The sequence below is a fragment of the Mesorhizobium sp. AD1-1 genome (assembly GCF_020164655.1).
GTDB lineage: Bacteria > Pseudomonadota > Alphaproteobacteria > Rhizobiales > Rhizobiaceae > Mesorhizobium > Mesorhizobium ciceri.
The window spans coordinates 333854-349330 of record NZ_JAIUGP010000003.1 but is presented as its reverse complement, the minus strand read 5'-3'; the positions used below and the strand labels follow the sequence as shown (position 1 = coordinate 349330).

14 protein-coding genes and 2 pseudogenes are annotated in these 15477 nt (G+C 60.2%); 6 read left to right on the top strand and 10 right to left on the bottom strand.

The features are described from left to right. Positions 1–729, bottom strand: coding sequence for a Crp/Fnr family transcriptional regulator (locus tag LB519_RS08320; RefSeq protein WP_127365815.1), 729 nt, complete (start codon positions 727–729; stop codon positions 1–3). Positions 730–891: 162 nt separating this feature from the next. Between LB519_RS08320 and hemN the strand changes: the two genes are divergently transcribed. Continuing rightward, on the top strand, positions 892–2241 hold the full coding sequence (gene hemN / locus LB519_RS08315) for an oxygen-independent coproporphyrinogen III oxidase (protein ID WP_127371636.1): 1350 nt from the start codon (positions 892–894) through the stop codon (positions 2239–2241). A 101-nt stretch (positions 2242–2342) separates the two neighbouring features. On the opposite strand, the pseudogene LB519_RS08310 reads toward hemN, so the two are convergent. The 4 genes and pseudogenes from LB519_RS08310 to LB519_RS08295 form a co-directional block, all read right to left on the bottom strand. After that, positions 2343–2640: pseudogene (locus tag LB519_RS08310) on the bottom strand (DUF779 domain-containing protein). 63 nt (positions 2641–2703) lie between these two features. Then, positions 2704–4221: an aldehyde dehydrogenase gene (gene adh / locus LB519_RS08305; RefSeq protein ID WP_140670449.1), complete on the bottom strand. Its 1518-nt coding sequence runs from the start codon at positions 4219–4221 to the stop codon at positions 2704–2706. 144 nt (positions 4222–4365) lie between these two features. Then, a complete protein-coding gene (locus LB519_RS08300; protein WP_127366683.1) occupies positions 4366–5334 on the bottom strand; it encodes a GAF domain-containing protein in 969 nt (322 codons plus the stop codon). Between the two features lie 192 nt (positions 5335–5526). Then, a complete protein-coding gene (locus LB519_RS08295) occupies positions 5527–5958 on the bottom strand; it encodes a potassium channel family protein (RefSeq protein ID WP_127366684.1) in 432 nt (143 codons plus the stop codon). A 92-nt stretch (positions 5959–6050) separates the two neighbouring features. Between LB519_RS08295 and LB519_RS08290 the strand changes: the two genes are divergently transcribed. Beyond that, on the top strand, positions 6051–6197 hold the full coding sequence (locus LB519_RS08290; RefSeq protein ID WP_164755320.1) for a hypothetical protein: 147 nt from the start codon (positions 6051–6053) through the stop codon (positions 6195–6197). A gap of 57 nt (positions 6198–6254) precedes the next feature. On the opposite strand, the gene LB519_RS08285 is transcribed toward LB519_RS08290, so the two are convergent. Beyond that, positions 6255–7940: an SIR2 family protein gene (locus tag LB519_RS08285; protein ID WP_127366685.1), complete on the bottom strand. Its 1686-nt coding sequence runs from the start codon at positions 7938–7940 to the stop codon at positions 6255–6257. A 393-nt stretch (positions 7941–8333) separates the two neighbouring features. Next, complete coding sequence (locus LB519_RS08280) at positions 8334–8777, bottom strand: hypothetical protein (protein ID WP_127366686.1); 444 nt, start codon at positions 8775–8777, stop codon at positions 8334–8336. Positions 8778–9761: 984 nt separating this feature from the next. Between LB519_RS08280 and LB519_RS08275 the strand changes: the two genes are divergently transcribed. Further along, positions 9762–10073 carry a DUF736 domain-containing protein gene (locus LB519_RS08275; RefSeq protein WP_127366687.1) on the top strand — a complete coding sequence of 104 codons (312 nt, stop codon included), beginning with the start codon at positions 9762–9764 and terminating at the stop codon, positions 10071–10073. 87 nt (positions 10074–10160) lie between these two features. On the opposite strand, the gene LB519_RS08270 is transcribed toward LB519_RS08275, so the two are convergent. Next, positions 10161–10685, bottom strand: a complete 525-nt coding sequence (locus tag LB519_RS08270; RefSeq protein ID WP_127366688.1) for a MucR family transcriptional regulator — start codon at positions 10683–10685, stop codon at positions 10161–10163. Positions 10686–10942: 257 nt separating this feature from the next. On the opposite strand from LB519_RS08270, the pseudogene LB519_RS31400 reads away from it, so the two are divergent. Continuing rightward, positions 10943–11158, top strand: a pseudogene (locus tag LB519_RS31400) (DUF932 domain-containing protein); the annotation flags it as partial. An 81-nt stretch (positions 11159–11239) separates the two neighbouring features. Here the strand turns inward: LB519_RS31400 and LB519_RS08265 are convergent. After that, entirely contained in the window at positions 11240–11488 is a 249-nt protein-coding gene (locus LB519_RS08265; RefSeq protein ID WP_224619418.1) for a conjugal transfer protein TraD, read from the bottom strand. Between the two features lies 1 nt (position 11489). After that, positions 11490–11816, bottom strand: a complete 327-nt coding sequence (locus LB519_RS08260; RefSeq protein ID WP_224619416.1) for a conjugal transfer protein TraD — start codon at positions 11814–11816, stop codon at positions 11490–11492. Positions 11817–11988: 172 nt separating this feature from the next. Between LB519_RS08260 and traA the strand changes: the two genes are divergently transcribed. Next, complete coding sequence (gene traA, locus LB519_RS08255) at positions 11989–15036, top strand: Ti-type conjugative transfer relaxase TraA (protein ID WP_224619414.1); 3048 nt, start codon at positions 11989–11991, stop codon at positions 15034–15036. Between the two features lie 129 nt (positions 15037–15165). Beyond that, the gene (locus LB519_RS08250; RefSeq protein WP_140555326.1) at positions 15166–15381 is read left to right on the top strand and encodes a helix-turn-helix transcriptional regulator; all 216 of its coding nucleotides are present in this window, start codon (positions 15166–15168) and stop codon (positions 15379–15381) included. Positions 15382–15477 lie beyond the last annotated feature (96 nt).

Genomic DNA, 15477 nt, shown 5'->3' with positions numbered 1-15477 from the left:
TTAAGCGCCAGAGCGCATTTGCAGCCGATCCAAGTTCTCGACAACAACATGCCGATTGTTCTCGATGCGGATCACGTGATCCGATCGCAGCCGGGTCAGCTGACGGCTTACAGTCTCGATCGTCAGACCGAGGAAATCGGCGATGTCGGCGCGGGTCAGAGGTAGCTCGAAACGTGTCGACTGGGCGGCGGGGTCGAGCGCGGGATCGATGTTTCTGGCGATCATCAACAGAAAACTCGCCACCTTTTCCGATGCACTCTTGCGCCCCAGCGTCACCATCCAGTCGCGCGCGTCGTCGAGTTCGTTCAGCGTCTGTTTGAAGAGGCGGTGCTCCAGTCCCGGCGACTCTTTCATCATCCGTTCGATCGCGGCCTTGGGGAATGAGCACAGGGAGACGGCGGTAGCGGCTTCGGCGTTGATCGCGCTTTCTCCCTTGAAAGGCCGTCCCAGAAAATCGGGTGCGAACTGCAGGCCGACGATCTGCTGGCGCCCATCCGAAAGGCTCTTTGTGAGCTTGACCACGCCGGAGAGCACGTTCGCGTAACTGTCGACGGCCTCGGCGTCACCGATCAATTCCACGCCCGCTTCAACAGTATGCTTCGACGAGGTCTTGGCAAGGCCCACCAGCTGATCCGGATCGAGCGCGCCGCAAACGCCATGGTGCCGAGCTTCGCATGATTGGCAAAGCACGGGAATGCCGATGCTATGAACATCCTGACGCACTGTCATCGTGATCGTCCGCGGACCCAAAGTCCTTTCACGATATAGCATCGACCCAAGCAAAAGCGCTTGCGGCAGTTTGTCCGCAGCCGATGGGCGTTGACCGAAATCAAGGCGGCTATTGCGTCTCGTGAGCAGAGTCGTGCGAAACAGCCCGGAGCAGATTAGGACATGCGCCCAGATTTAGTTGCCCGACTTGGCGAGAACGTGCCGCGTTACACCAGCTATCCGACGGCGCCGCATTTTCATCCAGGTGTCGATGCTGCCGTTTGTCGCGGCTGGTTGCAAACGCTTGGCGGGGATGACGAGATTTCGCTCTATCTGCACATCCCTTACTGCGACAAGCTATGCTGGTTCTGTGCTTGCCATACCAAGCAGACCCGCCATTACGAGCCGGTGACCACCTATCTGCGTTCACTGCATGCCGAGATCGCCACCGTCGCCGGTCTTGTCGCAGGCAAGGGCCGCGTGCGTGCCGTCCATTTCGGCGGCGGTTCGCCGACGATGCTCAAGCCCGAGGATATGGTGGCGCTGGGAACGGTCCTGCGCAACAGCTTCGCCTTTCTTGCCGGCGCCAAGATCAGCGTCGAAATCGAGCCCAATGATATGGACGATGCCCGCCTCGACGCGCTTACCGAAATCGGCATGACAAGGGCGAGCCTCGGCGTTCAGGATTTCGGTCCGAAGGTGCAGAAGGCAATCAACCGCGAGCAGAGCTTCCTACAGACCAAGACGGTCGTGGACGGCGTTCGTTCGCGCGGCGTCGAATCCGTCAATCTCGACCTACTCTACGGCCTGCCGCACCAGACCAGGGAGAGCGTCGCCTCCACGGTTGCGCAGGCACTGACCCTGGAGCCGGACCGGATCGCGCTTTTTGGCTACGCCCATGTACCGTGGTTCAAGAAACATCAGACGATGATCGACGAGGCTTGGCTCCCCGGTCCCGCGGAACGATTTGCCCAATCGCAACTGGCCGCGCAGGTGATCGTGGACCAGGGCTACGAAGCAATCGGGCTCGACCATTTCGCCAAACCGGGCGATGCGCTGGCGCTTGCGGCCCGCGCCGGGACCTTGCACCGGAATTTTCAGGGCTACACCGAGGATCGTTGCGAAACCTTGATCGGCCTCGGCCCATCGTCAATCAGTCAGTTTCGCCGGGGCTATGCACAGAACATCCCTTCGACCGCCGAGTATGGGCGCATGGTCGCGGACGGCGGATTGGCTACGGTCCGCGGCGTTGCGCTTTCCGATGACGACCGCGTTCGCGGCTGGATCATCGAGCGCCTGATGTGCGATTTCGGCTTCTCCGCAATCGACTTGGTGGAGCGCTTTGGCGAACCCGGCCAGAGACTTCTCGTCAAGGCGAGTTCCACCGCCCTTCACGATCCTGCGCGGTTGCTTGAACTTGACGGTGACCGCTTCGTCGTGCCGGCGGAAAACCGCCCCTTTGTCAGGAGCATCGCGGCAAAGTTCGACAAATATTTCGAAACCGGCAAGGCGAGACATTCCGTAGCCGTCTGAGCGTCAGCTTGGTAGGACCGAGTGCGATGAGACCCGATTTTGGGCCAGGGCCGTCAAGCCTATGACGACCGTGTCCATGACCTGATGGATGACCTACATCCTCATCTGACAGCGCAAATGGTCGACCGCGTCAGGAATCGCTTCTCCCGCCCGTTGTCCAGCGAGAACATGCCGCCGCGACCAGCCACCTTGCGAGGCTCCGATGTAGAAGGGGGCCTCGCCGATGTGGCCGAGCAGCACATCCTGGTCACCAATGATGAAGCCCGCCACCGGACAGCACATCGGCGAAGAGCCGTCGCAACAGCCGCCGGACTGATGGAACAGCACCGGCCCATGATCGGTGACGATCTCCGCCATCAGTTCAAGGGCAGCCGGTGTCGCCGTGACTTTTGCAAGCATGGTCTTGTCCGCTTTCCAACCATGCGCGCGGCCCCAATGGAGCCGCGCGCATGAGCGCAGTGATCAGAAGAAGCCGAGCTTCTTCGGGCTGTAGCTGACCAGCATGTTCTTGGTCTGCTGATAGTGGTCGAGCATCATCTTGTGGGTCTCGCGGCCGATGCCGGACTGCTTGTAACCGCCGAAGGCCGCATGCGCGGGATAGGCGTGGTAGCAATTGGTCCAGACGCGGCCAGCCTGGATCGCCCGGCCGAAGCGGTAGGCGCGGTTGGCGTCGCGTGTCCAGACGCCGGCACCCAGGCCGTAGAGCGTATCGTTGGCAATCGCCAGTGCTTCCTCGTCGTCCTTGAAAGTCGTGACCGAAACCACCGGCCCAAAAATCTCCTCCTGGAAGATGCGCATCTTGTTGTGGCCCTTGAACACCGTCGGCTGGACGTAGTAGCCACCAGCCAGGTCGCCGGGTAGAAGATTGCGTGCCCCACCGGTCAGCAACTCGGCTCCTTCCTGGCGGCCGATGTCGATGTAGGACAGGATCTTTTCCATCTGCTCAGACGAGGCCTGAGCACCGATCATCGTCGCCGGGTCGAGCGGGTCGCCCTGCACGATGGCCTCGACGCGCTTGAGGGCGCGTTCCATGAACCTATCGTAGATCGATTCCTGGATGAGCGCTCGGCTCGGGCAGGTGCAGACCTCGCCCTGGTTCAGCGCGAACATTACGAAGCCTTCGATCGCCTTGTCGAAGAAATCGTCGTCTTCGGCGACGACATCCCTAAAGAAGATATTGGGCGACTTGCCGCCGAGCTCGAGCGTCACGGGGATCAGGTTCTGGCTGGCATATTGCATGATCAGCCGACCGGTCGTGGTTTCGCCGGTAAAGGCGATCTTGGCAATGCGCGGCGACGACGCGAGCGGCTTGCCAGCCTCGAGGCCGAAGCCGTTGACAATGTTGAGCACGCCTGGCGGCAGCAGGTCGCCGATGAGATCCGCCCACAGCAAGATCGCAGCCGGGGTCTGCTCGGCAGGCTTGAGAACGACGCAGTTTCCGGCGGCGAGGGCAGGCGCAAGCTTCCAGCATGCCATCAGCAACGGGAAGTTCCACGGGATGATCTGGGCGACCACGCCGAGCGGCTCATGGAAATGATAAGCGACAGTGTCGTCGTCGATCTGGGAAAGGCTGCCTTCCTGGCCACGCACCGCGCCGGCGAAATAGCGGAAATGGTCGATGGCCAAAGGCAGGTCGGCCGCGGTCGTTTCGCGGATCGGCTTGCCGTTGTCCCAGGTTTCGGCACAGGCTAGGAGATCGAGGTTCTCCTCCATGCGGTCGGCGATGCGGTTGAGGATAAGCGACCGCTCGGCCACGCTGGTGCGTCCCCAGGCATCCTTGGCGGCGTGCGCCGCATCCAGGGCCGCCTCGATATCCTGGGCATCCGAACGAGCAACCTCGCAGAGTAGCTGGCCGTTCACAGGTGAGTAGTTCTCGAAGTAGCGGCAGGACCGCGGCTCGGCCCATTTGCCGCCGATAAAATTGCCATAGCGCTTGTCGAAGGGCGCCTTGACCGGGCGTGAGAATTCAACCTTGTTCATGTGTCTTCCTCCCAAAGCTGACGTCGCGGGATGCGACGCTTCGGAAGAGACTTGCGATTTCCGCCTGGAGTTGTCACCGCACCGGTCACTGCGGTTGGACATGATGTGTCGCAGAATTGCGACAGTCATGGTCGCCAAGGGTGTTCAGTGTGACCGGTGGACATCCAGGCGGTTGAGTTTGCGGTGAAGCGTCGCGCGGCTGATACCCAGCGCCTGAGCCGCCGCGGAGACATTTCCGTCTGCCCGCGCCAGCGCACGCTGCAGGGCGCCGCGCTCTGCTTCGGCGAGGACTTTGGAGTCACTCTCGGCCCAGCCGAGCAGATCGGCGGCGGGCATCGGTCTGTCGAGACACTGTTGCGTAAGGCCAAGCGCCAGGCGGGCCGAACGGGTCGCGCCGACCACGAGATCGTCCGCGTCGACGGCAATCAGCGCACCGGAACCTTTGTCGATCACCGGTGCAAGTAGAATGCGCGCCTTTGCGAACGCCATCTTGAAGTTTTCACTTTCGATCCGTCGCGCCGCGTCGACGACAGCCATCGAGATGAGATTGGCGAAGGCTTCGGTCAGATCGGCCCGGCAGGAGGACACGTCAAGCGCGGCTACAAGGTTCCCCTCATGATCATGGACCGGAGCGGTGGTGCAACTGAGCAGCGTGTTGCGCGTGTGGAAATGCTGGTCACGGTGAATTGTCAACGCCCGGCGCTCAACTAGGCAGGTGCCGATTCCGTTGGTGCCCTGGCTTTCCTCATTCCAGACGGAGCCGGTCCACAAACCCCAAGAATGAAACGTCTCATCGTCGACAGGCGCCCCACGCCGTTCGACCGGCACGCCGTCACGATCGGCGAGCAGGACACAGCATCCGACGCCGCCAACAGCAAGATAGAGACGGTCGAGACTCGATTGGGCAGCTTGGACGAGAGGTTCGATGCGTTGCCGGGCGTGCCCCAGTTCGGCCTCTGTCAGATAGGGTGGGAGACTGCAGTCCGCTGGATCGAGCCGATGCAAATTGGACGACCGTCGCCAGGAGGCTACCAGCGCGGACTTCGCTGCAGCGTCCGAGGCAATCGCCACCTGGATGCGGTCAGCATGATGACCGTATTGATCTTCGCGCATTACTTATCCTCCCGCAACCTGATGTCTTTCCTCCGTCCTGGCCGACCGGTTTGCGGTCCGATCAGCACGTAGTCAATTCGTCGAAAGAAGCAGAAAGGCAGATCGCTTCCTGTTGCCTAAGCTCCCAACGACAAAGCCTACCAACAGAATGCCACGCAATCATTGATCAGGAGCAAGTCTGAGCATCGTTGGTCAGAAATGCTCGCCGGCCTTGAACGGCCCGATGCGGGTGCCTGCCGCGATCAGATAAGCCGTGGACCAGCCGATGAGCAGGAACCCGTTTACGCCTTCAAGCGCGGCCAGGACCCGCCACGCATGGGCGGGTACGATGTCGCCGTAGCCAACCGTCGAAAAGGTAATGGTGGAAAAGTACAACGCCGTTTCGAAATCAGCGAAGATATCGAGCAACCAGTAGAGCCCGGCCCAAAGCCAGACCTCTACGGTCATAACCCCAAAGAGCCCCATCACCACGCTGATCATCGCGACGATGCGGCTGCGGCGCCCGTGCATGCGAAACCGGGCGACCAGGTGTCCCATCGCGTGTGTCACGGCGATCAGACCAAAGGAATGGACCAGGACCGTCAGACTTATGACCGCAGTGCCGATGAGTAGATTGAGGATCATCGGCGAAAGCTAGATGACGCATGGATCTGGGTCCTTGTGCGAAATCAAATCCACCGCAGCATACTCCAAACCGCGACGGGGACTGCGTTCGCATGAACGCATTGGTTGCCGTTTCTGAAGACAAGGTCGTCGCAGGCTTTGTTTGCACCATGTGTGCAGAAAGACTTACTTGTGAAAAGTGGCTTTCTGCTGCGGCTGCAAAAGATCTGGCCTCCAATTGCCCTGGGGTTATTGGATGAACGATCTACGCCGCGAGGGCTGAAGCTCAACCGCAAGCCTTCGGCATCTGCCTCTCCTTACTTTGCTCCCTCGGACCGTGAAATGCGCCGCTCCCGATTGCGGCGCCGGCGCTTTTGTTCCGCGGACACGGCCGCAGCCTGCTTCAGATAAGCCGCCTTTTCCTTTCCCTTCAATTTCTTGGCGAATTCCAGCATCGTATAATACCAGCTGTGATGCGTGGCTGTACCCGTCGGCTCAATCTCCGCAGCCCGGCGGTATTTCTCAAATGCCGCCTTATAGGTCTTGGCGGCGCCGGTTCTACGGGCCAGATCGGCCAGCGCGTGGCCCCAGCTCAGATAGACGCTGTAATAATTTGGATTAGCCGCTCCCGCAGCCTGGAAATGCCCCATCGACTTCTTAAACAGCGCGAGGTCGTCCGTGATCCGCGCCAAATCATGTAGTGCCTTGGCAAAATTGTTGTGAACGACGTCGGGCGTCCGGGTGTGTCGGAGCGCTGCTTCGTAATGGCCAAATGCTTCTCTCAGTATCCCATTGTCGTTGCGGGGATATTCTGCGCGTGCCAGATCCGCCAGCGCATTCGCCAAATTGTTGTGGGCGTCTGAAAACTGAGGATCTATAACCAGTGCGGCCCGATATTTCACGACGGCGCGGTGGAGCAGCGCTTCCGCCGCCCTAGTCATCACTTCCAGTGCACCATCTCGGACTGCCCTAGACAGGTCGAACAGGACATTGCCCCAGTTGTAGAGGGCATCAGCTTCTGTGACCCGAATTTTCGTTGCGATGGCGAAATGCTCAGCGGCTTTCCGATAAAGGTCACGATCATCGTCGATTTTCGCCGCTGAGTGGGCGCGATCGCCCAGAATCATTTGGGGCCAGCCGTAAGTGTCCCGTTCCCGTTCGGTCAGCTTCTCCAGCTGCCGGCCCTTGAACAACGCGGCAACGCGCTCATGCTCGCCTGCGAGGAAATAGTATTCGGTAGATAGGGCCTGCTCTTGGCCGGCGATCAGCGCGTCGAGCTGGGGTCGTATGACGGCGGCGGCGTCAAACCGGCTTTCGCGGAGCCCAGGCTCGTCGTACAGATCGTTTCTCGGAGCTTTGTAGTCCTTCAGCATCTGAAACATAGATTTTAAATGCGAAAACGGCTGCGTTACGAAACGCGGGGGAAAGCATCCGAGCTTTTGAGCCAGCGTGACGAAGAAATCATCGGCATCCCAGTCGCCCAAAAAGTGCGTGCCGCGTCCGGGGGTGAGGAGCCGTTTGGAGACATGGGCCGGTGGCGTCTTTCCATAGCCTACCCAATAGAGGCCATACTCGAACGTCCTAACATCGGCCAGAAGATCAAAAACCGGATCGTTCTCGCCACTATAACCGACCACAATCCAAATCCGGCCTTTGTGCGCATCCTCGAAAACAGGTTTCACATATCGGCGATGTTTGTTCACCTCTTCACGCGTGTTGAGAAGCACAAAGCCATCACGCTGACCATGGAGATGGAATATCGACTTTTCACTCACCTGGTCGGGATTGAAAAGATGCGATGCGGCGAAGTCATAAATCGCCGGGAACGAATTTATAAGGGAGCAGGCCCGGGAAACGAGAGGATCAAAATTGGTGGTAAGTACCCGATCGACAAAGTCGTGATCAATAAGTTGAGCGAGCGCGAGGTGGGCCCAATTGATTTTCGCATTGTCGATGTATCCGCCAATAAGGTCGCGCCGGACCCCACGGTCAAGCGCTGCCATGCAGCCAGGATAGTCTTTCGGGGTCGCACGCGCGTAGGCGGCAGGATATGTGGTCCTTATATGCTCTACCACGGCACCTGCCGACGGAATCCTCGCGCTGATCGAAGAGCCAGCACCGAGTAGTACGGTGCATTTTCGCGTTGTGCCTGGTTTCGGCCGCAGCGCCTCTACAATGTCTTCTAACGTGCGTGGGGACGTTGGTGTCAAACTATTCTCATGTTGAAATTGAGTGCATCACGCCTCAGGTTCCCCGCGTTTTAAAAAGGTCTGCCGGCAACCCATTGCGCTGATAGAATGCGACGAGTCTTGAAAGACTGCCATAGGTTCCGTCCGCCGACCGATCATCACCTCTTAGCCCCTGCCATCTCTCAGGGCGGGTTTCATCTCTAGGCGCTATTCCTTGGAACCAAGCAGCTTCTTGACCGTATCGGTCATTTCGCATTTGTTTGCCCCTTGCGTATGCCTCAACAGAAAGATGTGAGCCGGGCTCTCGCCCGACGTTAACAGACCGGTCCTGGCGCTCTTTAAGGGTACGTTGGGAATGGAAAGATGCATCTCAGGCAGGGCCCAGCGAATTTTGCTGGAGAACACAAAAACGTTCTCAGGTTTATACCTCACCAAAATAGAGGTGAAACGCTCTTTCGCCTCTTCAACCATCTCGCCGGGGATCTGATTATATCGATCGTCAGCGCCACCGATCGATCGTGGCGCGTAGTTGAAAAAAATCACTTGGTTCCAAAATTCCAGAGCATCTGCAAAGGAGAAATAGTCCTTTATCTGCCGGAAGAAAGCGATGTTTTTCCAAGTCCCATCCAGAATTTTGGAAATGACAAACATCGTAGAATCCTCACTGTCGTCTTCGGACCAGTGTGAGTTTCCGACAATCGCGACTCGGGCCCCAGAGATGCCAACTCTGTAATTGGGACCTACCCAAGGCTTGTGCTGAAACATCCACTTCTCCTTACACGCAAAAAGCAGCGTGACAACGGGCTGCAGATCATTCAACCGTCATCTGCCGGAAGCCCACGAGCCGGACACGACGAACGCTGCGCTCGCCGACGGCAGCGCCCTGCGCTCGAACCGGGAATTTCCACCACTCCTCTCGCGAAAGTCACGTAGCGCATCACCTCGCCCGGTGTGGAGCCGACCCTTTCCCAGCAATGCCTCACCCGTGCGGGAGGCGTGACCGCAGCGGGATCACTCGGCCATGCGGTGGAGGATCAGGTGTGACGCAGCTATCCTCGCCTCCGATCTCAAATCAGACTTGCATCAAATCGACGTGAGACAGGAAATCGTCACAAGGATTGGCGGTCTCAGAACCCGCTGCGTTCAGCAATCAATCGGTCGTCTTCGGAGCCGCCCGAACTCGATGACGGGTCAGCCCAGATTAGGGAAATCGGACGTCCCTTCTTCACCGGTTGGAGTAGGACCAACACCGCCCTCGCGTGTGAGGAAGCGTCTTTGACCGAAATAGAGAAGCGCAGCGGCGCAAGCGACAATGGCCGTGACTGATCTTAGCCAATGTGGCGTTTCTTCCGGGTGTTCTTTCCAGGCCACGCCCACGGCGTCCTCGAATGGATTGGGTCTGATCGAAGACCGCCTTCGCTGCGCTCAGTCTCGATCGTCTTCCCGCAACGACGCCGCTGCGTTTTCTTCCCCTGTCCGCTGCGCGTCCATTCCTCGCGATCCAAGAAAGCCTCGCGTCGCCGTCTTTCACTTCGTTTCAGCCCCTTCAGGGGTGCGGACCGATCGTCTCCGGTCTCACGACCACCATCGAGGCCGCGATGGGCGCGGCCCGGGAAAACAAGAAGGAACATCACCATGGCTACGATCGGCACTTTCTCCCGCACCGCGAACGGCTTCTCCGGCTCGGTCAAGACCCTCAATCTCAACGTCAAGACGGTAACGTTCTCTCCGGCCGATGGCGAAAATGAAAAGGGTCCCGACTTCCGCATCTTCGCTGGCGCCACCGAGTTCGGGGCGGCATGGAAGAAGACCTCGCGCGAGGGCAGCGACTACCACTCCGTCAAGCTCGACGATCCCAGCTTCCCCGCTCCGATCTACGCGAGCCTGGTCGAGACCGACACCGAGGGCGACTTCTCGCTCATCTGGTCCCGCCGCACCGCAGAATGATCCATCTCAACACGAAGCCCCACCGCAAGGCGGGGCTTCGCCATGTTCAGGTCAGGCGCAGCCTAGGCCTCTGTCAGATGCAGCAGGTTACGCTTTGGCCCGCGCCTTGCGCGCCTTCTTCACCGGCGACTTGATTGCCGCCGCAGTGGTTCTCGCTGCCGCCGCCCGCACGGCCGGTTTGCGTTTTTCCGCCGCGGCAGACGTGGGCGTCGCCGCCTTGCGCCCGAGCCCTATTGATTTCGCCAGAGCCGACCGGGTAGCCGCGTAGTTCGGCGCCACCATCGGGTAATCGGCCGGCAGGTTCCACTTCTGCCGGTATTCGTCGGGGGTCAGGTTAAAGTGCTGAAGATGCCGCTTGAGCGATTTGAATTTCTTTCCGTCTTCCAGACAGCTGATGAAGTCGGGCGTTACCGATTTCTTGATCGAAACCGCCGGCTGTTGTTTTACCACAGGTTCTATCGCCGGCGTGCCGATGCCATTCAGGGCGGCATGAATGTCGCCGATTAGTTTCGGCAACTCGCCAACCGGTACTGGATTGTTCGATACATAGGCCGCGACAATGTCAGCCGTTATAGACACAGTATCCAGTTTGTTGCCTTGCTGCGAGAGCAGTGGTCATATAATTTCCCTTGTTTGTATCGGATGAATTGAGCGACGTTTGAGTTTTCTGCCCTGCCCACAGCGCAAATAGTACATTTCTTCGTAAAATCCACCTCTCTTGCGCAACATGACAAGAGTAGAATTTCGCTCTTGTCGTCCAATCGGCTGGGATGCCTTTGCCTATCTCATCTAAAGCGAGGAGCTTCCTTCACTTTTCCGCCCGTTCCAGCTGTGCAGAGCAATGCCGCTGGCTCGCGCCCTGGCTACAGAGTTTCTATCAACGCGCAGTGTGCATGATCGCGTGTGTGGGGTGTGCAAGGTTTCGAGGGCAACACGATCTGGCATTTGAAGTTTGCTTATACGGCAGCGCCTGCTTTGACGAGCTTTGCCAACTCGAGCCTTGCGCCCTTCATCATCTGGATCAAGGCGCGCGAGAGAAGATTGTCGCCGGTAGCGACAATCGCGAAGGCCTCCTGCGCAACCGCTTGACTGCGGCGTCGGCGCTGGCGCACCGGCGGAAGTCTGCTGTTGGGCTTCGTACCGGCCGCTGCTCGCGCCAACTGGGGCTAAGTTCGCTGGCTCGTCTTCTCCTCACGCCGTTCACCACCGAACGCCTGCCATCCTTTCGCGGCCCATAGGTCACGCGCATGCTCACCTTGATCGCTCTGCAGCTTGTCGGCGATCCAGAGGAGCGCTCCGTAGATGGTGGCGCGATCATCGTTGGTCAGCTCGACGATGCCCGCCTTGACGACAAGACCGCCGAGTTCGATCAGATGTCGGGTGCGCTTGCGGCGCTTGACCTGCCAAGTGCGCATGTCATGCCGAGCCAGTGCCGCTTGGTGGCGATTGCTGGCTACCCGATTGCGCTGGAGCGCCGCGCAGGTTTCGCTTAGACGCCGGATCAGTTCGCCGGGATCCGCTCTCGAAAAACATCACTCCGCGCTTGGCCCATGCCTCACGCTTTGCGGCTTCCTTCGTCTCGGCTATTGCGACCAGCGCACCAGCCAGTTCGTCAGTGCTGAGTTGATCGGCGCCGGTGGCGATCACCAGTTCGCCGAGCTGCTGGACCTTTCGCGTCTTGAGTTCTCGCGCCTTGTCTTCCAGTGCCTTCAGTTCGGCGTCGAAGTCACGTGGTTTACGCATGGCTGTCTCCATCGATTGTCGATGCGGCGATGATAGGCGAGGGGCCGCCGGAAGGCTTCGGGTGTGCCGAGACAGCCCGGGACGGGCTGGTCCATCCCGAGAATTTTTCGAGGGAGGGCGCGCTTATACGTCGTGCCGACGTGCGCTTTGACGTGCAAATGATCTGGTCGCGATGGCGATCTATCATCTTCACGTCAAGGTCATTGGCCGCAAGGCCGGGAGCAGTGCTGTGGCGTCTGCGGCCTACCGCTCCGCCTCGAGGCTGCGCGACGAGCGGATCGATCGTGTTCAGGACTTCTCCGCCAAACGCGGTGTCGTCCATTCCGAGGTCATGCTGCCGCAGGATGCGCCCGAAGCCTGGCGCGACCGCGAACGGCTGTGGAACGATGTCGAGGCGTTCGAGGTGCGCAAGGACGCCCAGCTTGCCCGCGAGGTCGAGTTCGCCCTGCCGCGTGAACTCAGCCAGGCGCAAGGCATCGAGTTGGCGCGCGACTTTGTTCAGGCCGAGTTTGTCAGCAAGGGCATGGTCGCCGATCTAAACGTGCATTGGGACAGGGCGGAGGATGGCAGTCCCAAACCGCATGCTCATGTCATGCTCACCATGCGGTCGGTGGACGAGAATGGTTTTGGTGCCAAGGTTCGAGACTGGAATGCTACCCAGCTGGTCGAGCGCTGGCGCGAGCGGTGGGCGGAGCTTGCCAATGAACGCCTGGCCGAACTCGACATCGACACCCGCATCGATCATCGCAGTCTGGAAGCGCAGGGCATTTCATTGGAGCCGCAAACCCAGATTGGTGCACCGGCTCAACGGATCGAGGGTGGTGGCCCAGACGCTGGCGATAGTGAAGCAGATCGCGCCGAACTGCACCGCGAGATCGCGCGCAACAATGGCGCGCGCATCATTGCCGATCCATCCGTCGCGCTCGACGCCATCACCCATCAGCAATCGACCTTCACTCGAAAAGACATTGCAAAGTTTGCGCATCGACACAGCGACGGAATGGAGCAGTTCAATGTGGTCATGGCCGCCATCAGCAACGCACCCGATCTGGTCGAACTCGGCAAGGACGGTCGCGGCGAAGACCGCTTCACCACCCGGCAGATGATCGAGACCGAACAGCGCCTTCACCGCGCGGCAGAGCGTATCGATTTGGACGAGCGCCACGCGGTAAGTGACGCACATCGCGAGGCGGCGCTGGCGCAGGCTGCGCAACGCGGGCTTGTCCTGTCAGGCGAGCAGAGCGATGCACTGGATCACATCACGAATAGCCGCGGTCTTGGTGTCGTTGTCGGTTTTGCCGGAACGGGCAAGAGCGCCATGCTGGGCGTTGCGCGCCAGGCATGGGCAGCCACGGGCTTCGAGGTCCGGGGCGCAGCACTCTCCGGCATTGCCGCCGAGACTCTGGAGAGCGGTTCAGGTATCTCGTCACGCACCATCGCCAGTATGGAGCATGGCTGGGGACAGGGCAGGGATCTGCTCACAACGCGCGATGTCCTGGTGATCGATGAGGCCGGCATGGTCGGCACGCGCCAGTTGGAGCGCGTGCTCTCCCATGCGGCGGACGTTGGCGCGAAAGTCGTCCTCGTCGGCGATCCGCAGCAGTTGCAGGCGATCGAAGCCGGCGCCGCATTCCGCTCTATCCACGAGCGACATGGCGGCGTCGAAATCGGTCAGGTGCGCCGGCAGCGCGAGGACTGGCAGCGCGATGCCACGCGCGATCTGGCAACCGGCAGGATTGGCGCCGCGATCGACGCCTACGCCGCGCAAGGCATGGTGCATCAGGCTGCAACGCGCGACGAAGCGCGCAGCGATCTCGTCGAGCGCTGGGATCGCGACAGGCAGGCGCATCCAGAGGCAAGCCGGATCATTCTCACCCACACAAACGACGAGGTGCGGGCGCTCAACCAGGCAGCGCGCGAGCGCATGCGCACTGCGGGAGATCTCGGCGACGAGGTTCAGCTGAATGTCGAACGCGGTGCAAGGAATTTTGCCCGCGGCGACCGGGTCATGTTCCTGCGCAACGAGCGGTCGCTTGGCGTCAAGAACGGCACGCTCGGTGTGATCGAAGAGGTCAGCGTCCAGACGATGACGGTTCAAACCGACGACGGCAGGTCTGTGCGCTTTGACCTGAAGGACTGTGCCCACATCGACCACGGCTATGCCGCGACTATCCACAAGGCGCAGGGCATGACGGTCGACCGCACGCATGTGCTGGCGACGCCAGGCATGGATGCGCACAGCAGCTACGTGTCCCTGTCGCGACATCGGGATGGGATGGAACTGCATTACGGCAGCGATGACTTCGCGGTCCGCGAACGGCTTGTCCGGACGCTGTCGCGCGACCGAGCAAAGGACATGGCGTCGGACTACGACCAGATCGATCCGGCGCAGAGCTATGCCGAGCGGCGCGGGATCACTTTCCGACAGCGTGTGGTCGAGGTCGTGCGCCGCATCGTTCCGGAGAAGCTTCGCGACAGGATCGACGGGCTGCTCGACGGGTTGCGCTTGCCCGCCGACGCCGAGCCCATGCAGGAACGTGGGCGGGGACCGGGAAGGGAGAATGTTGGGGGGCGGCTCGGAGATGCAGGCCGAACGCCGGAACGGGATTCTTCTGCCAGGGAAGTGCCGCGCGACGCGAATGTACCGGTGGACGCGGAAGCGGCGTTGCGCAGTGCTCGTACAAAAGCGCTTGTTCGTCACGCGCGAGCGCTCGACGCGATCCTCAGTACTGGAAATGCGGACGAGCTGGGTACTCCCGAGCAGCTGCGCGAGTTGAGGGATGCCCGTAGCGCTTTCGAGAAGGCGCGGCCGCATGGCTGGCGCGATGCCGAAGCGGCCTATGTGAAAAATCCCGACCTTGTCCGCGAAGCGGGCGCCGGCCGCGTCAGCCGCGTCGTGCTTGCTCTCCAGCTTGAAACGGAAATTCGCACCGGGATGGACCTCGATCCCGGCCGCCGCGCCGACCGTTTCGTGGAACGTTGGCAAAAGCTCGATCAGACGGGACGGGAGCAATATCAGGCCGGCGACATGTCCGGCTACAAGTCAACGCGCTCGGCCATGTCCGATATGGCCAAGAGCCTCGAACGCGATCCGCAGCTTGAATCCCTGCTAGCAAACCGCAAGCGCGACCTTGGGATCAACGTGGATTCGGGTCGTCGCCTGGGCGCGGAACTCGCCCTAAGCCATGGCATCGGAAAGGGGCAGGGCATTGGGATTTAAGTCATGCCGATTTGCCGCCGTTTCCACTCCGCAGGCGGCTGAAGCGACAAACCTGATTGCCTCCAGCACTCGGTCCGTCCTGTCTGTCCCAATAGATACCAGCAACAGCCACTGAGAAGCAGGCAAGCTATGCCCGAGCCGGATCGTATCATTCGCCTCAAAACCGTCATCGCCAGGACCGGCCTGTCCCGTTCAACCATCTATCGCAAGATCGCCGAAGGCACGTTCCCCGCTCAGATCAAGATAAGCATCAACGGGGCGGGCTGGCGGGAATCCGATGTCAATCGATGGATTGACGATCCAGTCTCATGGCACACCAGCGCATCACGAAAAAACAGCGACTAGTGGCGATGGAATGGCACGTTGCTGTCAATGTTGAACACTTTTCTGGGGCAGGTTCAATGACTGGGAAGGGGCCGACCGCCGACGGTCCGCTGGTAG

Bases quoted from the DNA above. Each gene is read 5' to 3' on its own strand.
- LB519_RS08250 (WP_140555326.1), top strand. From the start codon at position 15,166: ATGCCCGAGCCGGATCGTATCATTCGCCTCAAAACCGTCATCGCCAGG.
- LB519_RS08295 (WP_127366684.1), bottom strand. From the start codon at position 5,958: ATGATCCTCAATCTACTCATCGGCACTGCGGTCATAAGTCTGACGGTC.
- LB519_RS08300 (WP_127366683.1), bottom strand. From the start codon at position 5,334: ATGCGCGAAGATCAATACGGTCATCATGCTGACCGCATCCAGGTGGCG.
- LB519_RS08265 (WP_224619418.1), bottom strand. From the start codon at position 11,488: ATGCGCACTTGGCAGGTCAAGCGCCGCAAGCGCACCCGACATCTGATC.
- traA (WP_224619414.1), top strand. From the start codon at position 11,989: ATGGCGATCTATCATCTTCACGTCAAGGTCATTGGCCGCAAGGCCGGG.
- LB519_RS08320 (WP_127365815.1), bottom strand. From the start codon at position 729: ATGACAGTGCGTCAGGATGTTCATAGCATCGGCATTCCCGTGCTTTGC.
- LB519_RS08280 (WP_127366686.1), bottom strand. From the start codon at position 8,777: ATGTTTGTCATTTCCAAAATTCTGGATGGGACTTGGAAAAACATCGCT.
- LB519_RS08275 (WP_127366687.1), top strand. From the start codon at position 9,762: ATGGCTACGATCGGCACTTTCTCCCGCACCGCGAACGGCTTCTCCGGC.
- adh (WP_140670449.1), bottom strand. From the start codon at position 4,221: ATGAACAAGGTTGAATTCTCACGCCCGGTCAAGGCGCCCTTCGACAAG.
- hemN (WP_127371636.1), top strand. From the start codon at position 892: ATGCGCCCAGATTTAGTTGCCCGACTTGGCGAGAACGTGCCGCGTTAC.
- LB519_RS08285 (WP_127366685.1), bottom strand. From the start codon at position 7,940: ATGGCAGCGCTTGACCGTGGGGTCCGGCGCGACCTTATTGGCGGATAC.
- LB519_RS08260 (WP_224619416.1), bottom strand. From the start codon at position 11,816: ATGCGTAAACCACGTGACTTCGACGCCGAACTGAAGGCACTGGAAGAC.
- LB519_RS08290 (WP_164755320.1), top strand. From the start codon at position 6,051: ATGAACGCATTGGTTGCCGTTTCTGAAGACAAGGTCGTCGCAGGCTTT.